Annotated in this window: 21 protein-coding genes and 1 pseudogene; 13 read left to right on the top strand and 9 right to left on the bottom strand. The window is 67.4% G+C overall.

All coding sequences use genetic code 11. The features are described 5' to 3' along the window. Positions 1-190 precede the first annotated feature (190 nt). On the top strand, positions 191-493 hold the full coding sequence (locus DMP23_RS04960) for a hypothetical protein (protein WP_337820296.1): 303 nt from the start codon (positions 191-193) through the stop codon (positions 491-493). 1,777 nt (positions 494-2,270) lie between these two features. Here the strand turns inward: DMP23_RS04960 and DMP23_RS47990 are convergent. The 6 genes from DMP23_RS47990 to DMP23_RS04940 form a co-directional block, all read right to left on the bottom strand. Then, positions 2,271-2,600, bottom strand: a complete 330-nt coding sequence (locus tag DMP23_RS47990) for a helix-turn-helix domain-containing protein (protein WP_443111248.1) — start codon at positions 2,598-2,600, stop codon at positions 2,271-2,273. 683 nt (positions 2,601-3,283) lie between these two features. Then, a complete protein-coding gene (locus DMP23_RS47985; RefSeq protein ID WP_443111247.1) occupies positions 3,284-3,526 on the bottom strand; it encodes an FDXHR family putative zinc-binding protein in 243 nt (80 codons plus the stop codon). A gap of 317 nt (positions 3,527-3,843) precedes the next feature. Further along, the gene (locus DMP23_RS04955) at positions 3,844-4,014 is read right to left on the bottom strand and encodes a hypothetical protein (protein ID WP_337820295.1); all 171 of its coding nucleotides are present in this window, start codon (positions 4,012-4,014) and stop codon (positions 3,844-3,846) included. A gap of 2 nt (positions 4,015-4,016) precedes the next feature. Continuing rightward, positions 4,017-4,874, bottom strand: coding sequence for a hypothetical protein (locus tag DMP23_RS04950; protein ID WP_337820294.1), 858 nt, complete (start codon positions 4,872-4,874; stop codon positions 4,017-4,019). A gap of 339 nt (positions 4,875-5,213) precedes the next feature. Beyond that, positions 5,214-5,609, bottom strand: a complete 396-nt coding sequence (locus DMP23_RS04945) for a hypothetical protein (RefSeq protein WP_337820293.1) — start codon at positions 5,607-5,609, stop codon at positions 5,214-5,216. 875 nt (positions 5,610-6,484) lie between these two features. Next, positions 6,485-6,757, bottom strand: coding sequence for a hypothetical protein (locus tag DMP23_RS04940; RefSeq protein WP_337820292.1), 273 nt, complete (start codon positions 6,755-6,757; stop codon positions 6,485-6,487). Positions 6,758-6,792: 35 nt separating this feature from the next. Here DMP23_RS04940 and DMP23_RS04935 point away from each other — a divergent pair. From DMP23_RS04935 to DMP23_RS04900, 8 genes and pseudogenes are all read left to right on the top strand, one after another. Further along, positions 6,793-7,167 (top strand): annotated as a pseudogene (locus DMP23_RS04935) (glycosyl hydrolase family 18 protein); the annotation flags it as partial. Positions 7,168-7,226: 59 nt separating this feature from the next. After that, positions 7,227-7,892, top strand: coding sequence for a DUF2461 domain-containing protein (locus DMP23_RS04930; RefSeq protein ID WP_037810119.1), 666 nt, complete (start codon positions 7,227-7,229; stop codon positions 7,890-7,892). A gap of 157 nt (positions 7,893-8,049) precedes the next feature. Next, a complete protein-coding gene (gene pyk / locus DMP23_RS04925) occupies positions 8,050-9,474 on the top strand; it encodes a pyruvate kinase (RefSeq protein ID WP_337820291.1) in 1,425 nt (474 codons plus the stop codon). 36 nt (positions 9,475-9,510) lie between these two features. Then, positions 9,511-10,413 carry an acyl-CoA thioesterase gene (locus tag DMP23_RS04920; RefSeq protein ID WP_134731237.1) on the top strand — a complete coding sequence of 301 codons (903 nt, stop codon included), beginning with the start codon at positions 9,511-9,513 and terminating at the stop codon, positions 10,411-10,413. A gap of 439 nt (positions 10,414-10,852) precedes the next feature. Beyond that, the gene (locus DMP23_RS04915; protein WP_037809879.1) at positions 10,853-11,752 is read left to right on the top strand and encodes a helix-turn-helix domain-containing protein; all 900 of its coding nucleotides are present in this window, start codon (positions 10,853-10,855) and stop codon (positions 11,750-11,752) included. Positions 11,753-11,765: 13 nt separating this feature from the next. Then, positions 11,766-11,963, top strand: coding sequence for a DUF397 domain-containing protein (locus DMP23_RS04910; protein WP_037809881.1), 198 nt, complete (start codon positions 11,766-11,768; stop codon positions 11,961-11,963). A 184-nt stretch (positions 11,964-12,147) separates the two neighbouring features. Beyond that, positions 12,148-12,354: a hypothetical protein gene (locus tag DMP23_RS04905; RefSeq protein ID WP_037809883.1), complete on the top strand. Its 207-nt coding sequence runs from the start codon at positions 12,148-12,150 to the stop codon at positions 12,352-12,354. A gap of 341 nt (positions 12,355-12,695) precedes the next feature. Further along, the gene (locus DMP23_RS04900; protein WP_134670383.1) at positions 12,696-15,707 is read left to right on the top strand and encodes a helix-turn-helix transcriptional regulator; all 3,012 of its coding nucleotides are present in this window, start codon (positions 12,696-12,698) and stop codon (positions 15,705-15,707) included. A 570-nt stretch (positions 15,708-16,277) separates the two neighbouring features. Here DMP23_RS04900 and DMP23_RS04895 read toward each other — a convergent pair. After that, positions 16,278-17,888, bottom strand: a complete 1,611-nt coding sequence (locus tag DMP23_RS04895) for a succinic semialdehyde dehydrogenase (protein ID WP_337820290.1) — start codon at positions 17,886-17,888, stop codon at positions 16,278-16,280. A 67-nt stretch (positions 17,889-17,955) separates the two neighbouring features. Then, positions 17,956-18,564 carry a TetR/AcrR family transcriptional regulator gene (locus DMP23_RS04890; protein WP_037809889.1) on the bottom strand — a complete coding sequence of 203 codons (609 nt, stop codon included), beginning with the start codon at positions 18,562-18,564 and terminating at the stop codon, positions 17,956-17,958. Positions 18,565-18,662: 98 nt separating this feature from the next. On the opposite strand from DMP23_RS04890, the gene DMP23_RS04885 reads away from it, so the two are divergent. Next, the gene (locus DMP23_RS04885) at positions 18,663-19,814 is read left to right on the top strand and encodes an acyl-CoA dehydrogenase family protein (protein WP_337820289.1); all 1,152 of its coding nucleotides are present in this window, start codon (positions 18,663-18,665) and stop codon (positions 19,812-19,814) included. Positions 19,815-19,841: 27 nt separating this feature from the next. After that, positions 19,842-20,984 (top strand): CaiB/BaiF CoA transferase family protein, encoded by a 1,143-nt coding sequence (locus DMP23_RS04880; RefSeq protein WP_037809896.1) that lies wholly within the window; start codon positions 19,842-19,844, stop codon positions 20,982-20,984. A gap of 4 nt (positions 20,985-20,988) precedes the next feature. Here DMP23_RS04880 and DMP23_RS04875 read toward each other — a convergent pair whose 3' ends face one another. Beyond that, positions 20,989-21,510, bottom strand: a complete 522-nt coding sequence (locus DMP23_RS04875) for a GNAT family N-acetyltransferase (protein WP_134670377.1) — start codon at positions 21,508-21,510, stop codon at positions 20,989-20,991. 196 nt (positions 21,511-21,706) lie between these two features. Here DMP23_RS04875 and DMP23_RS04870 point away from each other — a divergent pair, with 196 nt between their 5' ends. Both DMP23_RS04870 and DMP23_RS04865 read left to right on the top strand, forming a co-directional pair. Beyond that, the gene (locus DMP23_RS04870; protein ID WP_162836029.1) at positions 21,707-21,874 is read left to right on the top strand and encodes a hypothetical protein; all 168 of its coding nucleotides are present in this window, start codon (positions 21,707-21,709) and stop codon (positions 21,872-21,874) included. A gap of 340 nt (positions 21,875-22,214) precedes the next feature. Beyond that, positions 22,215-22,697 (top strand): hypothetical protein, encoded by a 483-nt coding sequence (locus tag DMP23_RS04865; RefSeq protein WP_037713183.1) that lies wholly within the window; start codon positions 22,215-22,217, stop codon positions 22,695-22,697. Positions 22,698-23,020 lie beyond the last annotated feature (323 nt).

Genomic DNA, 23,020 nt, shown 5'->3' with positions numbered 1-23,020 from the left:
CCTCGGTGGGAGCTGAAGGCTACGGGGTTCCGCGATTCCGAATGGTGTCCGGCCTGTATCCGGAAGCCCTTATCGTGAAAGTCCCCGGCACCGATCCCCGATCCGGAGGCTATGCAGTCCGGGTCTTCGGCGAATTCCAGCCCGTGGCCCACTACTACCGGATTTCGGTCCTCGACAATCCGGAGGCCGAATGGGTGGACACCTGGTGTACGGAAAACGAGCCCTACCCGGACCGGCATCGGATATCGGATCTGAGATCGACGTTCAAGTCCGGGGACGGACGTTGCAACAACTGTTTTGGAGGTACGAGACCATGGGATGGCTTATCACCGACTACGGCGAAGTCTTCGATGACAGAGACGGGAAGCTGATCGAGAAGAACGGATACGAGATCCCCATGACCGTGGAACAGCTTCGGGACATGAGGCTTTGGCGGGAGGAACAGGAATCCGAGACCGAGGCTGCCAGTCCCGCGCTCGAACAGACCGCCTAGTTCCCTAGCTCCACAGGCCCGGCCCCCGATTCTCTGCCACCGGAATCGGGGGCCTTCCCATGTCCTCAGAATGCCCGATTCCCGGCTCTGAGATGCCCGTAGGCGAGAGTTCCCGGATTTCGAGGGGTGGATTGCACCTGGAACAGGCTTCCGACCGGCTAAGGCCCTGAGGGTTTGTACCAGGGTTTGTACCAAAAATGGGGCTTCATCCTGCTTAGCAGGTGCGCCGAAGGCAAACCCCGCGTCCTAGAAAGGACCCCCATGGAAGGGGGCCCGGGCCAGGGGGCCTCGGAACATGATCCACATCCGCATGGATCTTGAATCAATCCTTCATCACTCGCATCATTGGTCTAGTGAATGAGGATCAGTCCAAGCCTCTGACCTGGGCTATCAGATCGCCGCCCGAATCCGCGGCGCAGGATTGGTCTAGGTCTTCGAGGTCTGGTCCGTGAGTGCCCGGCCTTCTCGGTCTCCGCTGCGCTCCGACCCCGGGCACGCCTGATCCCTGGCCATGGCCTTCAGCTCTGATCGCTCCGAGTCCTGCCCCACCCGATTCCCGCTTCGCTCGGGTGGGATCAGGCTCTCCGCTGGCCAGTAACTAAGCGTATGTACCTCGTCACTCACGGAACCCCAATCTCGACGCTTCGCTTCCCCATACCGGTAAGGACCAAGATCCCCATACCTGTGGATAACTCCTTAATCAATCTGTTACTTATCACTATCTGTAACCAGGAACAGAGATCAAGATCCAGGCTCCCTGGACTGAAGATCCAGTTAACCCCGTTAAAGGGGTTGTCCTGGTAGCTCGACGTAGGGGCCCTGGATCTTGGAATCTATACTTAGAGTAACTAGATCTCCTAGATTTGATTACTCTAAGTATATATACCTAATGACCCTTCGGGTCTTCTTGACCTGGGAACTTACACTTAGAGTAAGAATTTACAGGATTCTAGTTACTCTAGGTATAAGTACTTAAGAACTCTTCGAGTTCATCTAGACCTAGTATCCCCAGGTCAAGGTCTATATTCCTGGATCTTGTAACCAGGTATATACAGTCTTTAGTCCTTAGCCACGCGCCCGCGTACGAGGAAACTTTTCTTGTCGGTGAAGGCACGGGAGCGGAGCGACCGGATCAGAGCCAGCCGCGATTTGCATTTGTACACGTTCTGGGCCTTGCCCCCAGGATCGCGATTCTAAGGCGTTGAGACCCCATCTCTGGTGTTCCTTACCCTCAGAAGGACTCTACTCTCGTCTACGGGCCTCTCATGGGGCAGGAATGAGCCCTCCTGAGCCGAGTTGTCCGAGTCAATACCGCATCCGGGTGAAGTTACCTGTTACCTGAGGCAACACTTACCTGGTAAGGCTAACTCTCGACCCCTCGCGCATATATAAGGACAAGCCCCGGCTCGGGTGACCGTTACCTGGGCGTGATATTTATACGGAGAGTGAGCGCTGAGCCTGTGGATAACTCAGCCTCAGACTGGGACTCGTGGATCACGATTGCGGGCTTGCGCTTCGCGGGTGTAAGGCCCCACGAGTACGAAGACCTGACCGCCCGCACCGAAGCCAACCGCTGGGAGACGGCACGGGAGATCTGGACCGAGCTTCAGGAAACCGGGTGTACTCAAGCTGAGCTAGCCCGGGCCATTGACAAGAGTCAACCCCATGTATCCCGCATGGCACAAGCTCACAAGATCAAACTTGATACTCCAGAGTATAACCGGTCTTTTGCTGAAACTTGGGCCGAACTCTGCTCTAAGAAACCCAGGCCAGAGCCTCAGACCAAGACCGAAACCCCCCAGGACTCGGTGGATCCCCCGTAGTCCCGATTCCTCTGGACCTGAGCTAGGTCACTCTCTGTGGAGACCCTGCTACGCGTAAAATTACGTGATGCGGAGTCCTTATCTATAGTGCTGGGGCTAACTCCGAGGGCAGCGGCCGTGTCCGGAATCGTCATCCCCGCCGCGCGGAGTTCGGCAACGGCTTCCAGCCGCTCAGCTTTCGGGATGCGGATACGGTCCGTACCTCCGTTGTCGAGCCACTTGCGCCGGAGAATGGAGACTGTGTCTCGATGTTGTAGGCCTCGCCATCCTCGCTCACGGGCCAAGTCCGCGAACTGACCGGGGGTGTACTGCCCAATTGCGGAACTTTCCCCATTTACGGGTCTGCCACGCTTCGCGTCCCGGGTCCAGGCCGTGACCCATGCAGCCGTGGCCCAGTTCGAGTGCCAGAAGGCCCCAGAAACCGGTCCCAACCAGAGACAGGATTCCGGGGCCCTTTCGTTGTGGTTACAGGGAATCGATGCTCGGATCGAACGCCGGAAGCTCGACCGGTCCAGGGATCAGCTTGTCCGGCAAGGGTTTCCGGCTCACGGCATAGACCTGGTGAGTGTCCCGGAGACAGGGGCCCGAACACGACCAGTTCAGGGCCTTCTCGGCCTCGGCCTCGGAATCCACGATCACGGCCGAGAGGACGCGGCACGGGTGTACGACCACGAGCCTGCCTGTGCGGCCCTGTACCGGCCTCGGACCGGGAAACGCGCACCGAACCCAGGCGAGGGCGGTCCGGTGCCTTGCGGCGCATCTGTGGCCCAGGACGGGCACCTGGGCGGGGACCTGTACCGGGTCCGGGACGTAGCGGACGCTCATCGCCCCACCGCCTGGACCAAGAGCAGGATCCACCAGCCGAACGCGGCCAGGGTTCCGAGGATCAGCACGAGGTCCAGCCAGAACCGGGAGGCACATCGGCGGAGCCGAGCGCCGACACCTCGGAGCTTCGCTCCCCGGGACTTCACGCGGAGACCTCGTTCCCGGTCAAGGGAGAGGCCGTAGACGCCATGGGCGGGGCCGGGTGGACCCAGATGCCGGACTTGAGCGTGAGCCCTTGTGAGAGCGGATCTCGACACCGGCCTTCGTGCCTGTGCTTGTCGAACCCGACCACGCCGCCGAAGGTCCGGTGGCAGGCCGAGCAATGGGCCCGGGAGACTCCGGTCCAGGTGTTCGGGCACCCGCCGCACGTAAGGGTGTTCGTCATGGGGCAACCTCTTTTCCATAGTGGGGTTTTCCGGTCCAGGGCAAGGAATCTGGGCAGCACGGAACCTCGTCCCGGTGTGACGAGTCCCGGGGATTTGGCGGTATAGCTCAGATTCCTTGCCCTGGGGTGTTACGGGGGTCTGGAGCTGTGGACCGCAGTGCCAAACACCCGACTTGGCATGTCAGGTCAACGATCCACAGCTCCAGTGGCGGACCATGGCTAGGGTCAACGCCGGTTTCGAGGTCGGGCAGAAGCGCGTTTCACACGCAGCTGGCGGGCCGAAAGGATTGCCCTCACCCGGCCTTGCTGAAGATTTGTTACAGGAGTCCGGCATCCCGGAACGCCTTGGTGATTCCGTCGTCTGCGGGCTCGTCCCCGGTCCGATCGGCCGGAGGCTTGGCCTCGGAGCGGGTTCCCTGATCGAGGGCCTCGGCTTCGTCCTCGGTCAGCAGTCCGGCATCCCGGAACGCCTTCGTGATCTCGTCCACGATCAGACCTCCCACTGCTCGGCGAGGGCACGGGCGTGGCGTTCCCGGATCTTGCCCGGGGACGCGACCGGACCCACGGAATGCGAGCCGAGGGCGTTGCGCTTGTACAGGCGTCCGTGTTCGTGGACGAACCAAGCCTTGTCCCGGTTCCAGCCGTCGAGACTGGCCTGGATCTCCTCCGGAGCCCGGACCTCAAGACCGATGCCGAGTCCTTCGGCCTTCTCCGCGAATTCCCGGAGCGAGGCCGGGTCGAACGGGTTCACGTTCAGGCTGTGCGCCGTCTCGTAATCGTCCGGACCCTCGCCCGGGATGTCCGTGAGCAGGGCCAGGTAACTCCATCCCTCGCCCTGAAGGTCACCCCGGTACGCGATACCAGCCTGATTCACCGCGAACCGAGCCAGGTTCCGGAATTCGGCGAAGACCTCGTTCACGTCGATCAGGTCCTTCTGAACGGGGGCAGGCAGCCGGAGCAGGTCACTGCCTTCGGTCCGGAGCTGAGCGACCGAGACTTTGTTCAGGGCCTCCACCAACTTGGCCCAGGATTCCCGGAGCTTTTCCATGAGCTGAGCTTTGTACTGCGGCAAGAGAGCCCGTGCTTCGGCTTTGTCCGCATCCTCGGCGATACGGAACAAGTCCGAGTGGTCCAGGGTTGCCCCGGCCCGCAGCTTGCGGAATTCCTCCACAACGGCCTGGGCCTCTTCCTCGGTCTTGACCTTGGCCGCCTTCTTCCGGAGGTCTTCCGGGATCGGGGCCGGGGCCTCTGCGGCATCGGAAATCAGGCTCAGAGCCTTGGACGGGAGTCGACCGTCTCCGATTCCGACCGAGGCATAAGCCTGGAAAAGGGGTGCAAAGTTACTCATCAGGGTGTTTCCTTCTGGTTTCCCGGGACGCATCGCCGGTCCCGGTCTTCATCCCCGTAGGGAAGTTTTCAGCGAGGCTCGATCATGTGGGGATCGGCATCGGATACGAGGTATTCGCAATCAGGGTCCAGATTGTCGAGGACCACGGACATGACCTCGTACGGCACGAATACCCGGCCCTCGCGATTCAGGGTGTCCAAGAGCCTCTGAGCCTGGTTTACGCGGGCCTGAGTGGCGAATCCCCTACGCTTCCAGAACCCCAGCACGTTCACCGCAACCTGGAGCAAGGCCGGGCCTGTGTGCGGGGAGATGTCCAGGCCCTTCGGTGCCGGTTTCCTGCTACGCATTCCGCTTCCCCCTCGCCTTGGCCCTGCCTCCAAGCCTGGCGACTTCGGACCGGCTCATGGGCATGGCGACGGCACCGACAGTTCGGGGAGCGGGAGCCTGATTCTCGGAACCGTCCGTGATTTTGAGCCGAGAGATCAGGGAAGCGAAGGCGAGGGAATGTTGCCGGTATTCCGAGACCTCCGGAGCCGAGACCCACTGGCCTTGAGATCCCTTGACCCGGAGGCTTTCGAGCTGGGAGACCTCAGCCTCAAGTCTTCGGACTAGGTCAAGCTCATGGCAGGCAGTCTCCAGAATCGCGAGTTCGTGAGGGCCGAGTTCGTATTCCTCGGTGACGTCCTTGTACAGGGCCCCGCCGTCCGGGCCCAGGGTCTTGGGAATCTCGGTCATTCGCCCGCCTCTCGTTCTCGAATCATCCGGAGCATGGTCATGGTGTGTTCGTATCCAGGTTTGGAATCCCCGGCAAGCCAGTGCCTCACCGTTCGTTCTGAGGTATCCAGCTTCACGGAAAGGTCCCGGGCCGTGCCCCCGCCCAAAGCCCGGAGAACCAGCTCCCGGGCCGTTAAGGGTGCTTTTGTCATGACATCAATCTCCTGTCTGAGATCCAAAAATGGGCAGCCTGAGTGACTGCCTGAAACTTGAAGAGGAAGATCCCTGGGACTCAGTCCCGGGCTGATACCTACAGTTTAGCAATTGGGGTGGGGGCTCACAGGGCCCCAAGGTATGGCGTGTCGGTCTCACCTCTGGCGAGTTATCCGGTCACCGAGGACCAGAATGAAAACTCACCTACTTGATAGAACGTTTCTCGACTCGAATTTATTCCCGCGTCCAACCCTCGAACCCGGAGGGGAGGGGCCTACCCCCTGGACCATGATCCACGGCATAAGGGCGCGAAGATTCAGCACAGCAGAGAGCCCCCGCCCAGACCTCGGACAGGGGCTCTCGATCTTGATTCGGCTAGTCGGTGATCGATACCGGAACCGGCTCCGCACCGGGGCTCTCCAGGACGAAGCTCCGGCCCTCGCCGTTGCCCTGGCTCCGGGCATCCCAGACGCACGGGAACCGGCCCTCACGTTGGCCTGAGCCGTCTTCGTTCCGGCACGGGTACAGAGTCCTTGCCGCTGGGGTCCTGGAGACCGGAGAAGGGCTCTCAGGCTTCGATTCCAGCCACCCGAGGACCAGCACGATGATCATCCCCACGGCTACGGCCAGGATCCCCAGACAGAGGATGACCATGATCCGGAAGTTCCAGTCTCGGGGCCCGGTCATCGGTCCGAACCTTCGCTGCCCATGGCCCGGAGTTCCGCCTCAGCGTCGCGGGCTAGCCGGGCCTCGAACGCGGCGCGGGGGTCCCAGTCCGAGCGGCGGGCTTTGGCGACCTTGGCCCGAGCATCCCGCATCTGGTGTTCGCGCCACAGGTCCGTGGCGAGGGCTTCGTCCCCACCCGAGATCACTACGACCAGCTCCCTGGCCTTCTCCAGGCCCAGGGCCCCTACTACCTCAGCGAACGCCTCTAGCTGGGCTTCTGTGACTGACATCGAGGGCTTCTCCTCTTGTGTGAACCTTGCGGTTCGACGCGGCCATCCAGAAGCTCAAGAGCAAGGGCGTCCCGGCCTCGAAGCTGTTGCTGGGCATCGGTTTCTACGGCCGCGGCTGGACCGGCGTCACGCAGAGCGCGCCGGGCGGCACCGCGACCGGACCGGCCCCTGGCAAGTACGAGCAGGGCATCGAGGACTACAAGATCCTGAAGACGAGCTGCCCGGCGACCGGAACCGTCGCGGGCACCGCGTACGCCAAGTGCGGTTCGAACTGGTGGAGCTACGACACCCCGTCGACCATCGCGGGCAAGACCTCCTACGCGAGGTCGCAGGGCCTCGGCGGCACCTTCTTCTGGGAGCTGTCCGGCGACACCTCGAACGGCGAGCTGATCACGGCACTCGCGAAGTAACCCCGTTCGATGCAGCCGGGGCGCCGATTCTGTCGGTGCCCCGGTTTATCGTGCTGCGGGTGAAGTTCAGCGGATTCGGGGAGCACGCCGTCGAGTTCTACGACGGGCTGCTCGCGGACAACACCAAGGCCTACTGGGACGACCACGTGGCGCTCTACAAGGAGCACGTCCGGGCTCCGATGGAGGCGCTGCTGGCCGAGCTGGAGCCGGAGTTCGGCGCGGGCTTCGGCGAGGCGAAGGTGTTCCGGCCCTATCGCGACGTCCGGTTCGCCAAGGACAAGACGCCGTACAAGACGCACTGCGGCGGCGTGATCGAGGCCGGCCGCGGCGGGGGAGCGTATTACGTCGAGGTCGGCCCGGCCGGGCTGCGCGTCGGCGGCGGCTGCTTCCACCTGGCCTCGGACCAGCTGGCCCGGTACCGCACGGCGGTCGACACCGAACTGCACGGGCCCGCGCTGGAGAAGATCCTGGCGAGCCTGCGGAAGGCGGGCTGGGAAATTCTCGGTGACCGGCTGAAGTCCAAACCGCGCGGGTTCGCCGAGGACCACCCGCGCCTCGACCTGCTGCGGCACCGCTCGGTGTACGCCGTCCGCGCCTGGGAGCCGGACGACTTCCTGCACGAGCGCGAGGCACTCGACCGAGTGCGGAAATCGTGGCGCCAGCTGCGGAAGTTCAACGAATGGGCCCGCGACCACGTCGGTCCGAGCGAGAAACCGCGGCGCTGAACCCGGCCTCCCCCGTTCGGGTGATTCCGAGCGGCCCCGTGCGGCGCGGCCGCCCAGCGCACGCCGGTGCCCGGAACTGAATCCTTCCCGCGTTCTCCGGCCGGAGTTTCGGGATCGGTACAGACGCGAGCGGCCCGAGCGACTAGGCTCTCCGGACGTGAGCCGACGCGCGAAGATCGTTTGTACATTGGGTCCCGCGACCTCCACCCCGGAGAAGATGCGGGCACTCGTCGACGCCGGGATGGACGTCGCGAGGATGAACTTCAGCCACGGCAGCCACAGCGACCACAAGCAGGTCTACGACCTGGTCCGGTCCGCGGCCGCCGAAACCGGCCGGGCGGTGGGGATTCTCGCCGACCTGCAGGGACCGAAGATCCGGCTGGGCACGTTCGCCAGCGGATCGGCGGAGTGGCACACCGGCGACGTCGTCCGGATCACCGTCGAGGACGTCGCGGGCACCCACGACCGGGTCTCGACCACCTACAAGGGCCTCGCCAAGGACGCCAAGCCGGGCGACCGGCTGCTGGTCGACGACGGCAAGGTCGGCCTGGTGGTCAAGGACGTCGAGGGCCCGGACGTCGTGTGCGAGGTGACCGAGGGCGGTCCGGTCAGCAACAACAAGGGCGTGTCGCTGCCCGGGATGGACGTCTCGGTGCCGGCGCTGTCCGACAAGGACATCGAGGACCTGGAGTTCGCGCTGCACCTGGGCGTCGACTTCATCGCGCTGTCCTTCGTGCGCTCGCCCGCCGACATCGACCTCGTGCACCAGGTGATGGACCGCGTCGGCAAGGGCAGGCTGCCGGTCGTCGCGAAGATCGAGAAGCCCGAGGCGGTCTACAACCTCGAGGCCATCGTGCTGGCCTTCGACGCGGTGATGGTCGCCCGCGGCGACCTCGGCGTCGAGCTGCCGCTCGAGCAGGTCCCGCTGGTGCAGAAGCGCGCCATCCAGATCTGCCGCGAGAACGCGAAGCCGGTCATCGTCGCCACGCAGATGCTGGAGTCGATGATCAGCAACTCCCGCCCGACCCGCGCCGAGGCGTCCGACGTCGCGAACGCGGTCCTCGACGGCGCCGACGCGGTGATGCTGTCCGGCGAGACGAGCGTCGGCCGGTACCCGATCGAGACGGTCCAGACGATGGGCCGGATCGTCGAGGCCGTCGAGACGGATTCGCCGGTCGTGCCGCCGCTGTCGCACGTGCCGCGCACCAAGCGGGGCGTGATCTCTTACGCCGCCCGCGACATCGGCGAGCGGCTCAACGCCAAGGCGCTGGTCGCGTTCACCCAGTCCGGAGACACCGTGCGCCGCCTCGCGCGGCTGCACACGCGGCTGCCGCTGATGGCGTTCACGCCGGAGCAGAGCGTCCGCAGCCAGCTGGCGCTGACCTGGGGCACCACGACGCAGATCGTGCCGCGCGTGGACTCCACCGACCAGATGATCCAGCAGGTCGACCACGCGATGCTCGAAATGGGCAAGTACCAGCGCGGCGACCTCGTGGTGATCGTCGCGGGCTCCCCGCCCGGGACCATCGGGTCGACCAACCTGATCCACGTCCACCGGCTCGGTGAAGACGACCACGCATAAGGGACATGCCGGAACCCTGTTGCATAGGGTTCCGGCATGACTGAGATGGCCAGGGAAGCCGCCACCGAACTCGACACGAGCCCCGGTGGCGGCGGGCAGCCCGTGCTGGACAAGCTCGTCGCGCTGCTCGACCTGGAGAAGATCGAAGAGAACATCTACCGCGGCGTTTCGCCCGCGCACTCGTCGGTGCGGGTGTTCGGCGGGCAGGTCGCCGGGCAGGCGCTCGTCGCGGCGGGCCGGACCGTTCCGGAGGAGCGGCGGGTCCATTCGCTGCACGCGTACTTCATCCGCGGCGGCGACCCGAGCGTCCCGATCGTGTACGAAGTGGACCGCATCCGCGACGGCCGCTCGTTCACCACCCGGCGCGTCGTCGCCGTCCAGCACGGCAAGGCGATTTTCTCGCTGTCCGCGTCGTTCCAGAAGGACGAACCGGGCATCGACCACGCCGAGACGATGCCGGCGGACGTGCCCGACCCCGAGTCGCTGCCGACCTTCCCCGAGCTGACCGCGGGCTACGGCCTGCGCTTCAGTGAGATCCCGCGGCCGATCGACATCCGCTACGTCGGCGAGCCGCCGTGGGTCACCCGCACCACCGGCGAACGCCCGACCCACCACCGGGTCTGGATGCGGGCCGACGGCACCCTCGCCGACAACCAGCTGCTGCACGTCTGCGTGCTCACCTACGCCTCGGACATGACCCTGCTCGACTCGGTGCTCGCACGGCACGGCGTGTACTGGGACGTCGACAAGGTGCTCGGCGCGAGCCTCGACCACGCGCTCTGGTTCCACCGTCCGTTCCGGGCCGACGAGTGGTTCCTCTACGACAGCACGTCGCCGAGCGCCTCGGGCGCCCGCGGGCTGGCCACCGGACGGTTCTTCACCCGCGACGGCCTGCACGTCGCCACCGTGGTCCAAGAAGGACTGCTTCGGGTCCGATAAGGACGGCCGCCCCGGCGATGACCACTCAGAGTGGCTGTCTGCAGAGGAAAACGTCGGAAACCGTCACACTCCCGTGGCGAAATTGCGCGGGAATACCCGTCTGAGTAATGCCGCGAAGCAAAGGAAGGTGCCCGGGACCGGTCGGGGGGCGGCCCCGGACACCGTGGTCGTCCGCTTTACCGCGGTCTCCGCGAATAGCCGAGGACGGCCGTCGTCTACGCTGCTCAGGACCGTCGGCGCGGCTGGATTCGCGTCTCGGCCCGCAGGATGCCAGAGTACAAGCGCACTCTGCACAATGCAGGTCGGAAGCAGGTCGGAACCAGCGACGGCGGGCTCCCGCCGCGACAGTGGGAATTCGCCGGTGTTATTACTCCACTGACAAGTCGATCACCTGGTTAGATATGCAGTGCGGGCAACAATACGAACCGGAGGTGCTGCCGTGGCGAGAGGCCAGGGACCGACTGTTCGCCGCAGGCGCCTCGCGAGCGAGCTGCGGAGGCTGCGCGAAGCCGCCGATCTGACCATCGACGAGGTCGGCGAAAAGCTGGAGTGCTCGGCGTCCAAAGTGAGCCGCATCGAGACCGGCCACGTCGGCGTCACCCCGCGCGACGCACGCGACATGCTCGCGCTGTACGGCATCACCGGCGACGAGCAGGAAGCGCTCGTCCAGCTCGCGCGCGAAGCACGCAAACGCGGCTGGTGGCACGCGTACAACGAAGTCTTCACCGGCACCTTCGTCGGCCTCGAAGCCGACGCGAGCTCGCTGCGCGCGTTCCAGGCGCTGCTGGTCCCGGGCTTGCTGCAGACCGAGCGCTACGCGTTCTCGGTGATCCGCGCGCTGCGCCCGGACGCCGAAGAGTCCGAGACCCGCCGCCGGGTCGCCGCGCGGATGGCGCGCCAGCAGCTGCTGACCGACGACCCGCCGGTCGAGTACTGGGCGGTGATCGACGAGGCGGTGCTGCACCGCGTGGTCGACAGCCCCGAGGTGATGGCCGAGCAGCTGTACCGGATCACCGCGATGGCGGAAAAGCCGAACGTGACCGTCCAGGTGGTGCCGTTCGGCGCCGGGGCGCACCCCGGCATGGAGGGACCGTTCCTCATCATGGGCTTCCCCGAGCAGGCCGATCCCGACGTGGTCTACGTCGACGACAGCACTTCCAGCGGCCTGTACCTCGAACAGCCCGACGACGTCCGGCGCTACGCGCTGATGTTCGACCACCTGCGCGCAGCAGCGCTGAAACCGGACGATTCGGTGGCGCTGATCACCGACGCGGCCGGCCGGTTCGCCGAACAGGCCGCCGTGGTTCAGGAACCGAGGAACACCGACCCGAGACAGTGAGGATGTGGGGACCATGATGGCCGACCTTTCCGGTGCCCAGTGGCGCAAGAGCAGCTACAGCGGCGGCGGCAACGACTGCGTCGAGGTCGCCTTCGTCGCAGGCGGCGCCGCGGTGCGCGATTCCAAAGACCCGGAAGGCGGGGCGTTCCGCCTGCCCGCCGCCGGCTGGCAGGCGCTCCTGGACGCGGTGCGCGGCCAGGGGCAGGCTTGACCCGTTCGCCCGGCTGATCGCTCAGCTGAGACCCCTTACCCCGCTCGACCTGGACTTCCCCGGTCGAAGCCGCGGGTAAGGGGTCTTTTCGCGTCCCGGTGTAGGCGATCACCCGATGCCCGGGACGGCCCCTCAGCACGAAAGTGGTCTTCGGCAGACAACGAGACCCGCTGGGGAGAAGAAAATGAGCGACTACAACTGGGACGCCACCCGCGCCGAGGTCGACTACCGGATGGCCGAACTGCGCCGCGCCGCCCGCCAGGCCCGCCTGAGCCGGGGCAACCGGGTGGTCCGCTGGGTGCGCACACACCGCATCACGAACGTCGAGGTGCCCCGCCAGGAAAGGCGCACGGCGACGGTACCGGAGGCCAGGGCGCGACATAGCGCATGAGCCTCAGGGTGTCGGGGACGGTAAGGGGGTCGGGCGGGGCGGCCGAGCCGGGACGGGGGTTCCGGGGCCGCTCCGCCCGCCGGACGCACCCGGCTCTCGCCCCCTGCGAAGCTCCCGCAGAGGTCCGTGAAGGGCTCCTTGAGGGAATCAGATTCCCTCAAGGCCTCCTTCACGGACTTTCTGCATCGCGTGTGCCGCGGCCCGCGCGCCGATGCGTCCCCGGAGCACCGCCCGGACCGGCTCTCGGCGACACGGCGGGGCCGCCCATTGGACGGAGATCACGGCCCGAACCGGCCGCCACGAGGAAATCCATGTCGGAACTGTCGGGGGTGTAGGTGAGAATGCATCTCGTGCCTCGTCTCGGTTCCGGTATTCCGCTCGTTGCCCGCACGCAGGAGATGCGGCGGCTGCGCGCGGCCTTCGCGCGCGCTGAACGCGGAGAAGCAGGTGCGGTGCTGATCGCGGGCGACGCCGGGGTCGGCAAGACCCGCCTGCTCACCGCGCTCGGCGAGCACGTCGCGGGCTGCGGCGGGCTCGTGCTCACCGGCCGGTGCATCGACGTGCGCGACGGCGGCCTGCCCTACCTTCCGTTCGCCGAGGCGCTGGCTCCGCTCGGGTCGTCGGCCGATCCCGCGGTTTCGGCTGCGGTGCGGGCGCGGTCCGCGCTCGGGATGCTGCTGCCGCAAGGCGATCCGCGGCCCGCGGCCACCGGCGACCACGGACAGGTTTCGGAAGGGGAGCGCGAGGGCGGGCGCCGGGTGCGGCCCGAGCAGGACCTCGGCCAGCTCCAGCTGTTCGACGCGGTGCTCGGGGTGCTGACCGAGGTCGGCCAGGAGCAGCCGGTGGTCGTCCTGCTCGAAGACCTGCACTGGGCGGACTCCTCCACCCGCAACCTGCTGTCCTTCCTGCTCAGCCGCCTGCGCGCGCAGCGGCTGCTGGTGGTCGGCAGCTATCGCGAGGAGGACGTCCACCGCAGGCATCCGCTGCGCGGCCTGCTGTCCGAGCTGGTCCGGCTGAACACCGTGGAACAGCTCTCGCTCGCCCCGTTCGGACCGGCTGACGCGCGGGCGTTCGTCGCGGCGCTGGCCGAGGAACCGCTGTCGCCGGACGTCGTCGCGGACATCGCCAAACGATCCGAGGGCAATCCGTTCTTCGTCGAGGAGCTCCTCGCCACCGGCGCCGACTGCCAAGATCTCCCCGCCGGGCTCGCCGAAGTCCTCCTCGCCCGGCTCGAACGTTTCCCGGCCGAGACGCGCCGGGTGCTGCGGGTCATCTCGGTGGCCAACGAATCGGTGTCGCACGCCGCGCTCGCGCAGGTCGCGGGCATCGGAGACCTGGAGCTGGACGAGGCCCTGCGAGAAGCCGTGCAACACCACGTCCTGGTCATCGAGCGCGGTTTCTACACCTTCCGGCACGCCTTGCTGCAGGAGGCGGTCTACGCGGATCTGCTTCCCGGCGAGCGCACGCGGATGCACGCGGGATATGCCGCGCGGATCAAGTCGATGCCGCAGGGGCGCGGCCACGACGCGAAGCTCGCCTTCCACAGCCTGGAAAGCCGGGACTTCGACACCGCCTTGTCCGCGTTGCTGCGCGCTGCCGACGAAGCGGAAAAGCTCGGCGCGCCTGGCGCTGCGCTGCGGCATATCGAGCAAGCACAGTCCATTTGGGACGCCGTGGCTCCGGAGAATCGTCCGGAAGGCGTGGACGAGTTGAAGCTGCTCAGCGAGGCGTCGTACTTCGCTGGCACGTCAGGCGAGCCGGAGCGCGCGGTCGCGTACGCGCGGTCAGCGACCGAAGCACTCAAGCCGGACGCGTCGCCCGAGCACGCGGCGAAGGTCTGGCGTCGGCTGGCCGAAACGCTGCTCACCTTGGAAGGCACGTTCGACGAGGCGGTTCGGGCGATCGAGCGGGCCTGGGAGCTGGTCGCCGATCGGGAGCCGAGCGGGGCGCGGGCCTGGGTGCTGGCGTCGCGGGCCGGGTTCCAGCGGCTGCTCGACCAGCCGGACGAGGCGTTGGCCAGCGCGCACACCGCAGTTGCCGACGCACGTGCCGTCGGGGCGGTCGGTGCGGAGGCGTCGGCGCTGGTCACGCTGGGCACGCTGGCCGACGGCGCGGGCGATCCGGTCGAGGCTCGCGAGCGGTTGTGCGAGGCCGAACGCAAGGCGCACAACGCCGGTGCGCTGAACGTCGAGATCCGGGCGATGTACTTCCTCGCCCTCAGCTACGACGACCAGGCGGAGATGGATCTGGCGCTCGCCCACGCCGCCCGTGGGGTCGAGCGGGCCGAGGCGGTCGGGCTGACCTGGAGCGCGTACGGGCTGGAGCTGCGTGCCCGGCTCCTGTATTTGCGGTATCTCAGCGGAGATTGGCCGAAGGAGGACGCCGCGGGGCGCGCCCGGCGAGGCGTGTCCAGTGCGGTCGCTGCGCGGATCTTGGCCAACTGGGTCCTGTTCCTGGTGGGGCGCGGGCGATTCGCGGACGCGGCCAAGGCGTTGCCGGGATTGCGGCAGCAGTGGATGGCGGATCCGCAGATCGCCTTGTCGGCGGGCGACGCGGCGATCGAGCTGGCCGCTTGGCGCGGGGAGCATGCCGAGGCGCTGCGGATCACCGACGAATTGGTGTCCTGGCTGGAGAAGGTCGAGACGGCGCTGCTCGGCGGGATCCGGATCGTGGCGCTGGCGATTCCGTCGGCGGCGGCGTTGGCCGCGGAGGCCCGCGCCAAAGGGGATCCGGCCGCGGCCGATCGGTTTGTGGCTGTGGGGCGACGGCTGGTGGAGCACGGGCGGCGTTGTGCTGCCGAGGGGCATCCCCGGTCCGGAACTATCGGGCCGGAGGGGCGGGCTTGGCTGGCCCGGATGGAGGCCGCGGCATCCGGGCTGGAGGGTCCGGCCGATCCGGAGCTGTGGGGTGCGGCGGCCGAGGCTTATTCGTACGGGGCGGTTTACGAACAGGCGGTTTGCCGGTGGCGGCAGGGGGAGGCGTTGTTAGCCGCCGGACAGCCGGGGGCGGCGGAGGCGTTGGAGGCGGCGCATTCGGTGGCGGTGAAGCTGGATGCGGTTCCGTTGCGGGATGCGGTGCGGGAGTTGGCGCATCGGGCTCGGGTCGAGTTGGCTGGGGTTGAGGTCGTTCCCGTTGCTCGGGCGCAGGTGAATCCGTTGACTGACCGGGAGCGGGATGTGCTGGAGCGGGTTGCGCTGGGGCGGACTAATCGGCAGGTGGGGGAGGAGTTGTACATCAGCGAGAAGACGGTGAGCGTGCACCTTTCCCGGGTGATGGCGAAGCTGGGGGCCAGTCGGCGGGCTGAGGCTGTGGCTATTGCTTATGACCGGGGGTTGCTTACTGTGCCGGAGTGATCGGCTCGTCGCCTGGCGGCGACATCGGCTTGTGGTTGCGTGGGGCACCCCGAAGCTTGATTGTGCTGACGGTTCGGGGGTGCTTCGTATCGGGGTTGGGGGAGGGGCTGGGTGCCTCGATGGTTGGGTGCATCGGCTGCGGTTGAGGGCTGGGTGCGCTGATCGTTGGGTGCATCGGCTGCGGTGAGCGGCTTGGTGGTTCGATCGTTGCGGGCATCGGCTGCGGGCGGGGTTGGGTGCCTTGATCGTTGGGTGCACTGGCTGCGGTGAGCGGTTGGTGGCTCCACCGTCGGGTGCACCGGCTGCGGTTTCGTGGGTGTTGGTGGCTAGCGCCCCAATGCCACATTGGGTGCGTCGGATGCACCCAATGTGGCGTTCGGTGCGTGGGATGCACCCAATGCCGCATTGGGGCGCATCGCTGGCGGGGGCTGCGGCGAGGGTGGGCCGTGAAGGGCTCCTTGAGGGAATCCAAGTCCGTGAAGGGGCCCCTCACGACCGGCACGACCGGAGGCGGGTCGTGAGGGGAACCCTGAGGGAATCAGAGTCAATGAGGGTGGCCCTCACGAACCCTTAGCGGCCGGGTAGGTGGCGCAGAAGTTTCATGCTTACGGTCATGAAGCGCGCCCACACTGAGCCTGGCACTCCCTTGGGCGGGCGTAGGGCCAGGCCTCGTTGTACGGCGATGGACTGCGCTTCCGTGTACTTCAGCAATCCCTCCGCGCCGTTTCGTCGGCCTGCGCCGGATTCCTTCATGCCGCCCATGGGGACGCCGACCGTTCCGAAGGTTGCTGCGTAACCCTCGTTGACGTTGACCGTGCCTGCTTTCAGGCGGGCGCCTACTTCCCAGCCTGCGCGGCCGTTTTTGGTCCAGACGCTTGCGTTCAAACCGAAGGGGGTGTCGTTTGCTCGCTCGATCGCGTCGTTGACGTCGCTGAATCCGTAGATCGACACCACTGGGCCGAAGGTTTCCGAAGCGAACGGGGTCATTCCGGGGCGTACGTCTGTCAGGACCGTCGGTTCGTAGAACAGTGGGCCCAGGTCTGGGCGGGGGCGTCCGCCGGTCAGGACGCGGGCGCCTTTTGCTCGGGCGTCTTCCACGTGGGCCGTCACGATTTCCAGTTGGCTCTTCGACGTCAGCGAACCCATTCCGGCGTGGTAGTCCAGTGAACCGCCCAAACGCAGTGCTGCTGTGCGGGCCACGAATTCGCGGGTGAACTCCTCGCGGATGCTGTCGTGCACGTAGATCCGCTCCACCGACACGCACAGCTGGCCTGCCGACGAGAAGCACGCCGTGACGGCGCCGGCGGCGGTTTTGGCGATGTCTGCGTCCGGCAAGACGATCATGGGGTTCTTGCCGCCCAGTTCCAGCGAATAGCTGGTGAGCCGTTGCGCGATGCGGCCTGCCAGGTCCTTGCCGGTCGGGGTCGAGCCGGTGAAGCACAGGTAGTCGCATTCTTCCAGCAGAGCATTGCCGATTTGCGAGCCTCGGCCCAGCACGATTTGCCACAGACCGGAAGGCGGACCTGCCTCTTCCGCCAGCTCTTGCAGCCACAGGGCGGACAGCGCGGTCTGGTTGTCCGGTTTCTGCACGACTGCGTTCCCGGCGACGAGCGCGGGGAAGACGTCCATCGCGGTCAGGGCCAGCGGGTAGTTCCAGGGCGAGATGATCCCGACGACGCCCTTGGGGTGCCGCAGTTCGCCTGCTCGCGTCAAGCCCGGGATGACGCCGGGGGCGCGGCGCGGGGAGAGGGTTTTCGCGCTGTGCTTGCCGTAGTAAGCCGCGACCAGCACGGTGGCGCTGACCTCGTCGAACGCGTCGATCCGGGCCTTGCCTGCTTCGACCTGGACCAGGTCGAGGACCTCCGCTTGCCGGGCGAGGACCAGGTCGTGCAGTCGCACGAGGAACTGCTGACGGCGGGTCACCGGCAACGCTGCCCACTCGCGTTGCGCTTCGCGGGCGGAGGCGAAGGCGGCGCGGACTTCGGCGTCGTCGGCCTGGGGGAGGGAGGTGATCGGCTGGCCGGTGAAAGGCGCGGTCATCTGCACCGGCGCGTTGTCGGCGCCGCCGGTTGCGCGGGCTACGAGTGCGGCCGCGCGGGACGCGGACGGGGCGCCTGCTACGCCGCCGACGGTTGCGGGCAGGGGCTGGCCGGTGAGGTTCGCCGGGGTCGTACTCGTCATCGAGCGCACCTTCTTCCGTGCGGGGCCGGGTGTTACCGACGAGTACACCATACCGGCGGTATGGACACTAGTCGCCCGAGTACAGCAGCACGGCGATCCGCTTCCACTCCTCCAGCAGCTGGCGGCGACGGCGCGGGTCGCCGCCCAGTTCGGCGTCCAGTGCGAGGCCGCGGGTGAGGTTCACGGTGAGCCAGAACAGCATCTCCGCACGTTCTTTCGGCAGGTCGCCCGCGACGTCGCTGATGTGCTCCAGCGTCGCCCGGCCCAGTGCGCGGTCGACCGGCCGGATCGCGGCGCGCAGCTCCGGGTCGGTGCGGGCGGCGACCCACAGCTCGGTGACCGCGGTGGACAGCGTGCCGGAATAGCCCTCCCACAGCAGGTCGATCGCCGCCGCGACGCCGGACGCTCCGCCCGGCAGCGAGCCGAGCGAGGCGGCGAGCTGGGTGCGCAGCTTCGTGGTGAGGTGCTCGACCGCGGCCGCCATCAGCTCCGCTTTCGTGGCGAAGTAATGCTGCACCGCGCCCTTCGAGACGCCGGCCCGGGTGCAGATCTCTTGCACCGACGCCCGCGAATACCCGATCTCGACCAGGCAATCGATCGTCGCGTCCAGCAGTGCGGTGCGCGTCTGCTCGCGGCGTTCGGCCTGGGTGCGGTGTCCCCGGGCGACCTCAGTCATCGCGGCTCCTGCTTTACGTACCGGACGGATGGGATGTACATTCCGGCTAGAACTTACCTGCCAAGCGTCATGTTTTCCAGTTCGCGGGAGGCCAAGCCGTGCCGTTGCAGATCCAGAAGAGCTCGTGGAGCACCACCGAACTCGAAGACCTCCGGGAGCTCGCCCGGTCGTTCCTGCAGAAGGAATTCGTGCCGAACCAGGAGCGCTGGGCGGCGGAGAAGAAGCTCGACCGGGACATCTGGACCAAGGCGGGCGAACTCGGCCTGCTGTGCCTGTCGATCCCGGAGGGGTACGGCGGGGGCGGCGGCACGTTCGCGCACGAGGCCGTGCTGTACGAGGAGCAGGCCCGGGCCGGGGACAGCGCGTGGGGCGTCACCGTCCACAGTGGAATCGTCGCGCACTACATCCTGGCGTACGCGTCGGAGGAGAAAAAGCGCGAGTGGCTGCCGAAGATGGCCACCGGCGAGATGGTCGGCGCGGTCGCGATGACCGAGCCCGGCACTGGTTCAGACCTTCAGAACATCAAGACCCGCGCGGTCCGCGACGGCGACCACTACGTGATCAACGGCGCGAAAACGTTCATCACCAACGGTTTCCACTCCGACCTCGTCGTGGTCGCGTGCAAGACCGACCCGGACGCCGGCGCGCAGGGCGTCTCGCTGATCGTGGTCGAGACCGACACCCCGGGCTTCCGCCGCGGCCGCGTGCTCGACAAGGTCGGCCTCAAGGGGCAGGACACCGCCGAGCTGTTCTTCGACGACGTCCGCGTGCCCGCCGCGAACCTGCTCGGCGACGCCGAGGGCCAGGGCTTCATCCAGCTGATGCTGCAGCTGCCGCAGGAACGGCTGATCATCGCGGTGACCGCGGTGGCCGGGCTGGAAGCCGCGGTGAACCTGACCATCGACTACACCAAGGAACGCACCGCGTTCGGCCGCCCGATCTTCAACTTCCAGAACACGAAGTTCAAGCTCGCCGAGGCGGCGACGGAAGCCGCGGTGTCGCGCGCGTTCCTCGACCAGTGCATCGAACGGCACCTGCGCGGCGAACTCGACGTACAGGGCGCGGCGATGGCGAAACTGTGGACGACCGAGCGGGTGAACAAGGTCGTGGACGACTGCCTGCAGCTGTTCGGCGGCTACGGCTACATGACCGAGTACCCGATCGCGCGCGCCTGGGCCGACGTGCGGATCTCGCGGATCTTCGGCGGCACCAGCGAGATCATGAAGGAAATCATCTCCCGCACGCTCTGAAATCCGTTGCAGCGAAAGGACTTCTCCGTGAAACAGGGTCCGCTCGCCGGGCTGCGGGTGGTGGAGCTGGCCGGGCTGGCGCCGGCTCCGTTCGCCTGCATGATCCTGGCCGACCTCGGTGCCGACGTGATCCGCGTCGACCGCGCCACCCCGGGCGCCGACGTGCTCGGCATCCCGAACGACCCGCTCGCCCGCGGCAGGCGGTCGGTCGGGGTGAACACGAAAACGCCCGAGGGCGTCGAACTCGTGCTGAAGCTGGCCGAGCGCGCCGACGTGCTGATCGAAGGCTTCCGGCCGGGCGTCGCGGAACGGATGGGCATCGGCCCGGAGCAGGTGCACGCCCGCAATCCGCGGCTCGTCTACGGCCGGATGACCGGCTGGGGCCAGGACGGCCCGCTCGCGTCGGCGGCCGGGCACGACATCAACTACATCAGCGTCGCCGGTGCGCTCGACCCGATCGGCCGCGCGGGCGAACGCCCGGTGCCGCCGCTCAACCTGGTCGGCGACTTCGGCGGAGGCGGCCTCATGCTCGCGATGGGCGTGCTGGCCGCGTTGCACGAGCGCACGACGTCCGGACGCGGCCAAGTCGTGGACGCGTCGATGGTGGAAGGCGCGGCGCTGCTGACCACGAGCCTGCACGGGATGCGCGCGGCGGGCGTGTGGCCGGGCGAGCGCGGCGAGAACCTCCTCGACGGCGGTGCCCCGTTCTACGACACCTACGAGACCGCGGACGGCAAGTACGTCGCCGTCGGTGCGATCGAGATGCGGTTCTGGGGCGACCTCGTCAAGGTGCTCGGGCTGGAGAACGAAGACCTGCCGATGCACGTCGACCAGAGCCAGTGGCCGCGGCTGCGCAAGATCCTGGCCGAGGCGGTCGGCCGGTTCACGCGCGACGAACTGGTCGCGCGGGCGGAAGGCACCGACGCGTGCCTCACCGCGGTGCTGTCGCCGTGGGAAGCGGCCGAGCATCCGCAGAACGCGGCGCGCGGGACGTTCGTGGACATCGGCGGCACGGTGCAGCCCGCTCCGGCGCCGCGGTTCGACCGGACGCCCGCGGCCACGCCGGAAGCACCGCACGAGAAGGGCTCGGACACCGCGGAGGTGCTGGCGGAGCTGGGTTACGACGACGCGGGTGTCGCGGCGTTGAAGGAGGCCGGAGCGATCGCCTGAACGCTCACGACGGCAGATCGGACCGGATCACCGAGTAGAGGACGTGATCGCGCCACTGCCCGTCGCGGAAATCGAACCCGCGCAGGATCCCCTCGCGGGTGAACCCGGCCTTCTCCAGCGAACGCTGGCCGGCCCGGTTGCCGACCTCGGTGCTGGCCTCGACGCGGTTGAACTGCGTGTGCGCGAACAGGTAGCGCACGAGCTGCCGCTGCGCCTGCGCGCCGAGGCCGTGCCCGCGCGCCTCCGGCAGCAGGACCATGCCGATGTTCCAGCAGTAGGTGTGCGGGCCGGTCCGCGTGCGATGCCACGAAACGAGCCCGAGCGGGCGTTCGTCGAGCGTGGGGACGAGCATGCCGTTGTCGGTGGTCAGCATGCCGTTCTCGCGCCAGAGCCGCCGGACGTAGCCGGGGTCGTGCCAGCCGAACCACTGGTGCTCGCCGACCGTCTCCGGGTCGTTGGTCAGGGCCTCCAGCAGACCGAGGTCGGACTCGCGCACCGGGCGGAGAGTCACTGGGCCGTCGTCCATCGCCGGAGCGTACCGGGGGCGCTCTCCGGGCCCGGGTCACCCGATGGTGACCGGGGTCACCCGGCCGTGAGCTTTCTGGCTGGATCGGGGCCTGCGACGGGCCATTCCGGCGTGCCGTCACTACAGTGGGAGCCGACTCTGCCGAGGCGGGGCCGGCGTCCGACCGGGCGCCGGGGGAGCGGAGGGGAACGAAACCATGTCGAGCGGCCTGAAGAAGATCGTCGTCGTCGGAGTAGTCGCGCTCGTGCTGTTCTTCCTGATCACGCAGCCCACCAACTCCGCGGCCTTCGTGCACCGCGTGCTCGGCTGGCTCAAGGACGGTGCCGAAGCGATCGTCACGTTCTTCAAGAGCCTCTTCGCCTGACCCCGGTTTTCCCGCTCGCCGGACCGCCCTCGCGCGCCCGTCCGGCCAACTAGTCACGCTTTGTCACCGGATCCCGGGATTCGGGCACTTCGCTCGACCATCCGGGTGGATTGGCCCGTAAAACCGCCTGGTCACCGAATTTCCGGGGTCCGGGGTATGGCGGAGAAAGCGGGTGCCGCCCTACGGTGCTCACATTGCGTGATCAGCCGGTTCTCCGGTCCCCCGGGAGCCGGGTCACGGCGGGTTTTCGGCCCGGTCACGCGTGGGGAGCCAATCGTGGACGCGCAACGGGGCAGGCGGTCGAAATGCCTGCCCGTCGGGGACCGATGAGGAGGCAGGGATGACCGGAGATCCCGGAGTGGACGCGTTGATCCGGCAGTGGTCGGCCGAGCGCGAGAAGACCCCCGAGGAGCAGGAGGTCGACCGCATCGCCTCGGCCTGGCTGGCCGACGCGCCGGCCGCTCCGCCCGGCATCCCCGGCCAGCGCGCCCGGTCCGGACCCGCCCGCTGGGCCCCGGTCGAGGCCGCCGACCCCGGCTACCTCGACGCGATGCGCGCCCGGCTGCCGGAGGTCCCGGAAGAACTGCTCGTCGCCGCCGCGGGCTGGTGGCAGATGGTCGGCGACGTCGCCGAAGCGCAGCAGTGGTGGGACGCCGGGATCAGCCCGCTGGACCAGCGAGCCCTCGACTACCGGGCGGCCGGTCTCGCACCGTCCGACCTCGCGCGGCGGCTCGGCCCGATGACGGTGCTGCAGCACCTCCGCCGGGGCAGCGCGCCCGCCTGGTGCGTCGCGCGGCTGGCGCGGCAGCAGAAGCCTGCCTGACCGTTCGTTCCGCGCGGTTCTCGCGGGGCGAAGTGCCTGAACGTCCGTTCCGTGCGGCTGGCGCGGGCGGATGTGGCTGATCGTTCGTTCCGCGGTTCGTGCGGGAGGAAGCGGGCGGTCGTTCGTTCCGTGCGGTTCGTGCGGGTGGATGTGGCTGATGGTTCGTTCCGCGCGGCTCACGCGGGAGGGCGTCGCTGGTCGTTCCTCCCGCGGCTCGCGCGGGAGGAAGCGCCTCATAGTTCGTTCCACTCGGCTCGCGCCGGAAGAAGTGCCTGATTGGTCGTCCCGCGGTTCGCGCGGGAAGAAGCCTGTTTGACAGCTGT

Origin of the sequence: Amycolatopsis sp. A1MSW2902 (assembly GCF_017312175.1) — a bacterium.
Lineage (GTDB): Bacteria > Actinomycetota > Actinomycetes > Mycobacteriales > Pseudonocardiaceae > Amycolatopsis > Amycolatopsis nivea.
This window is presented reverse-complemented; position numbering and strand designations above follow the sequence as displayed.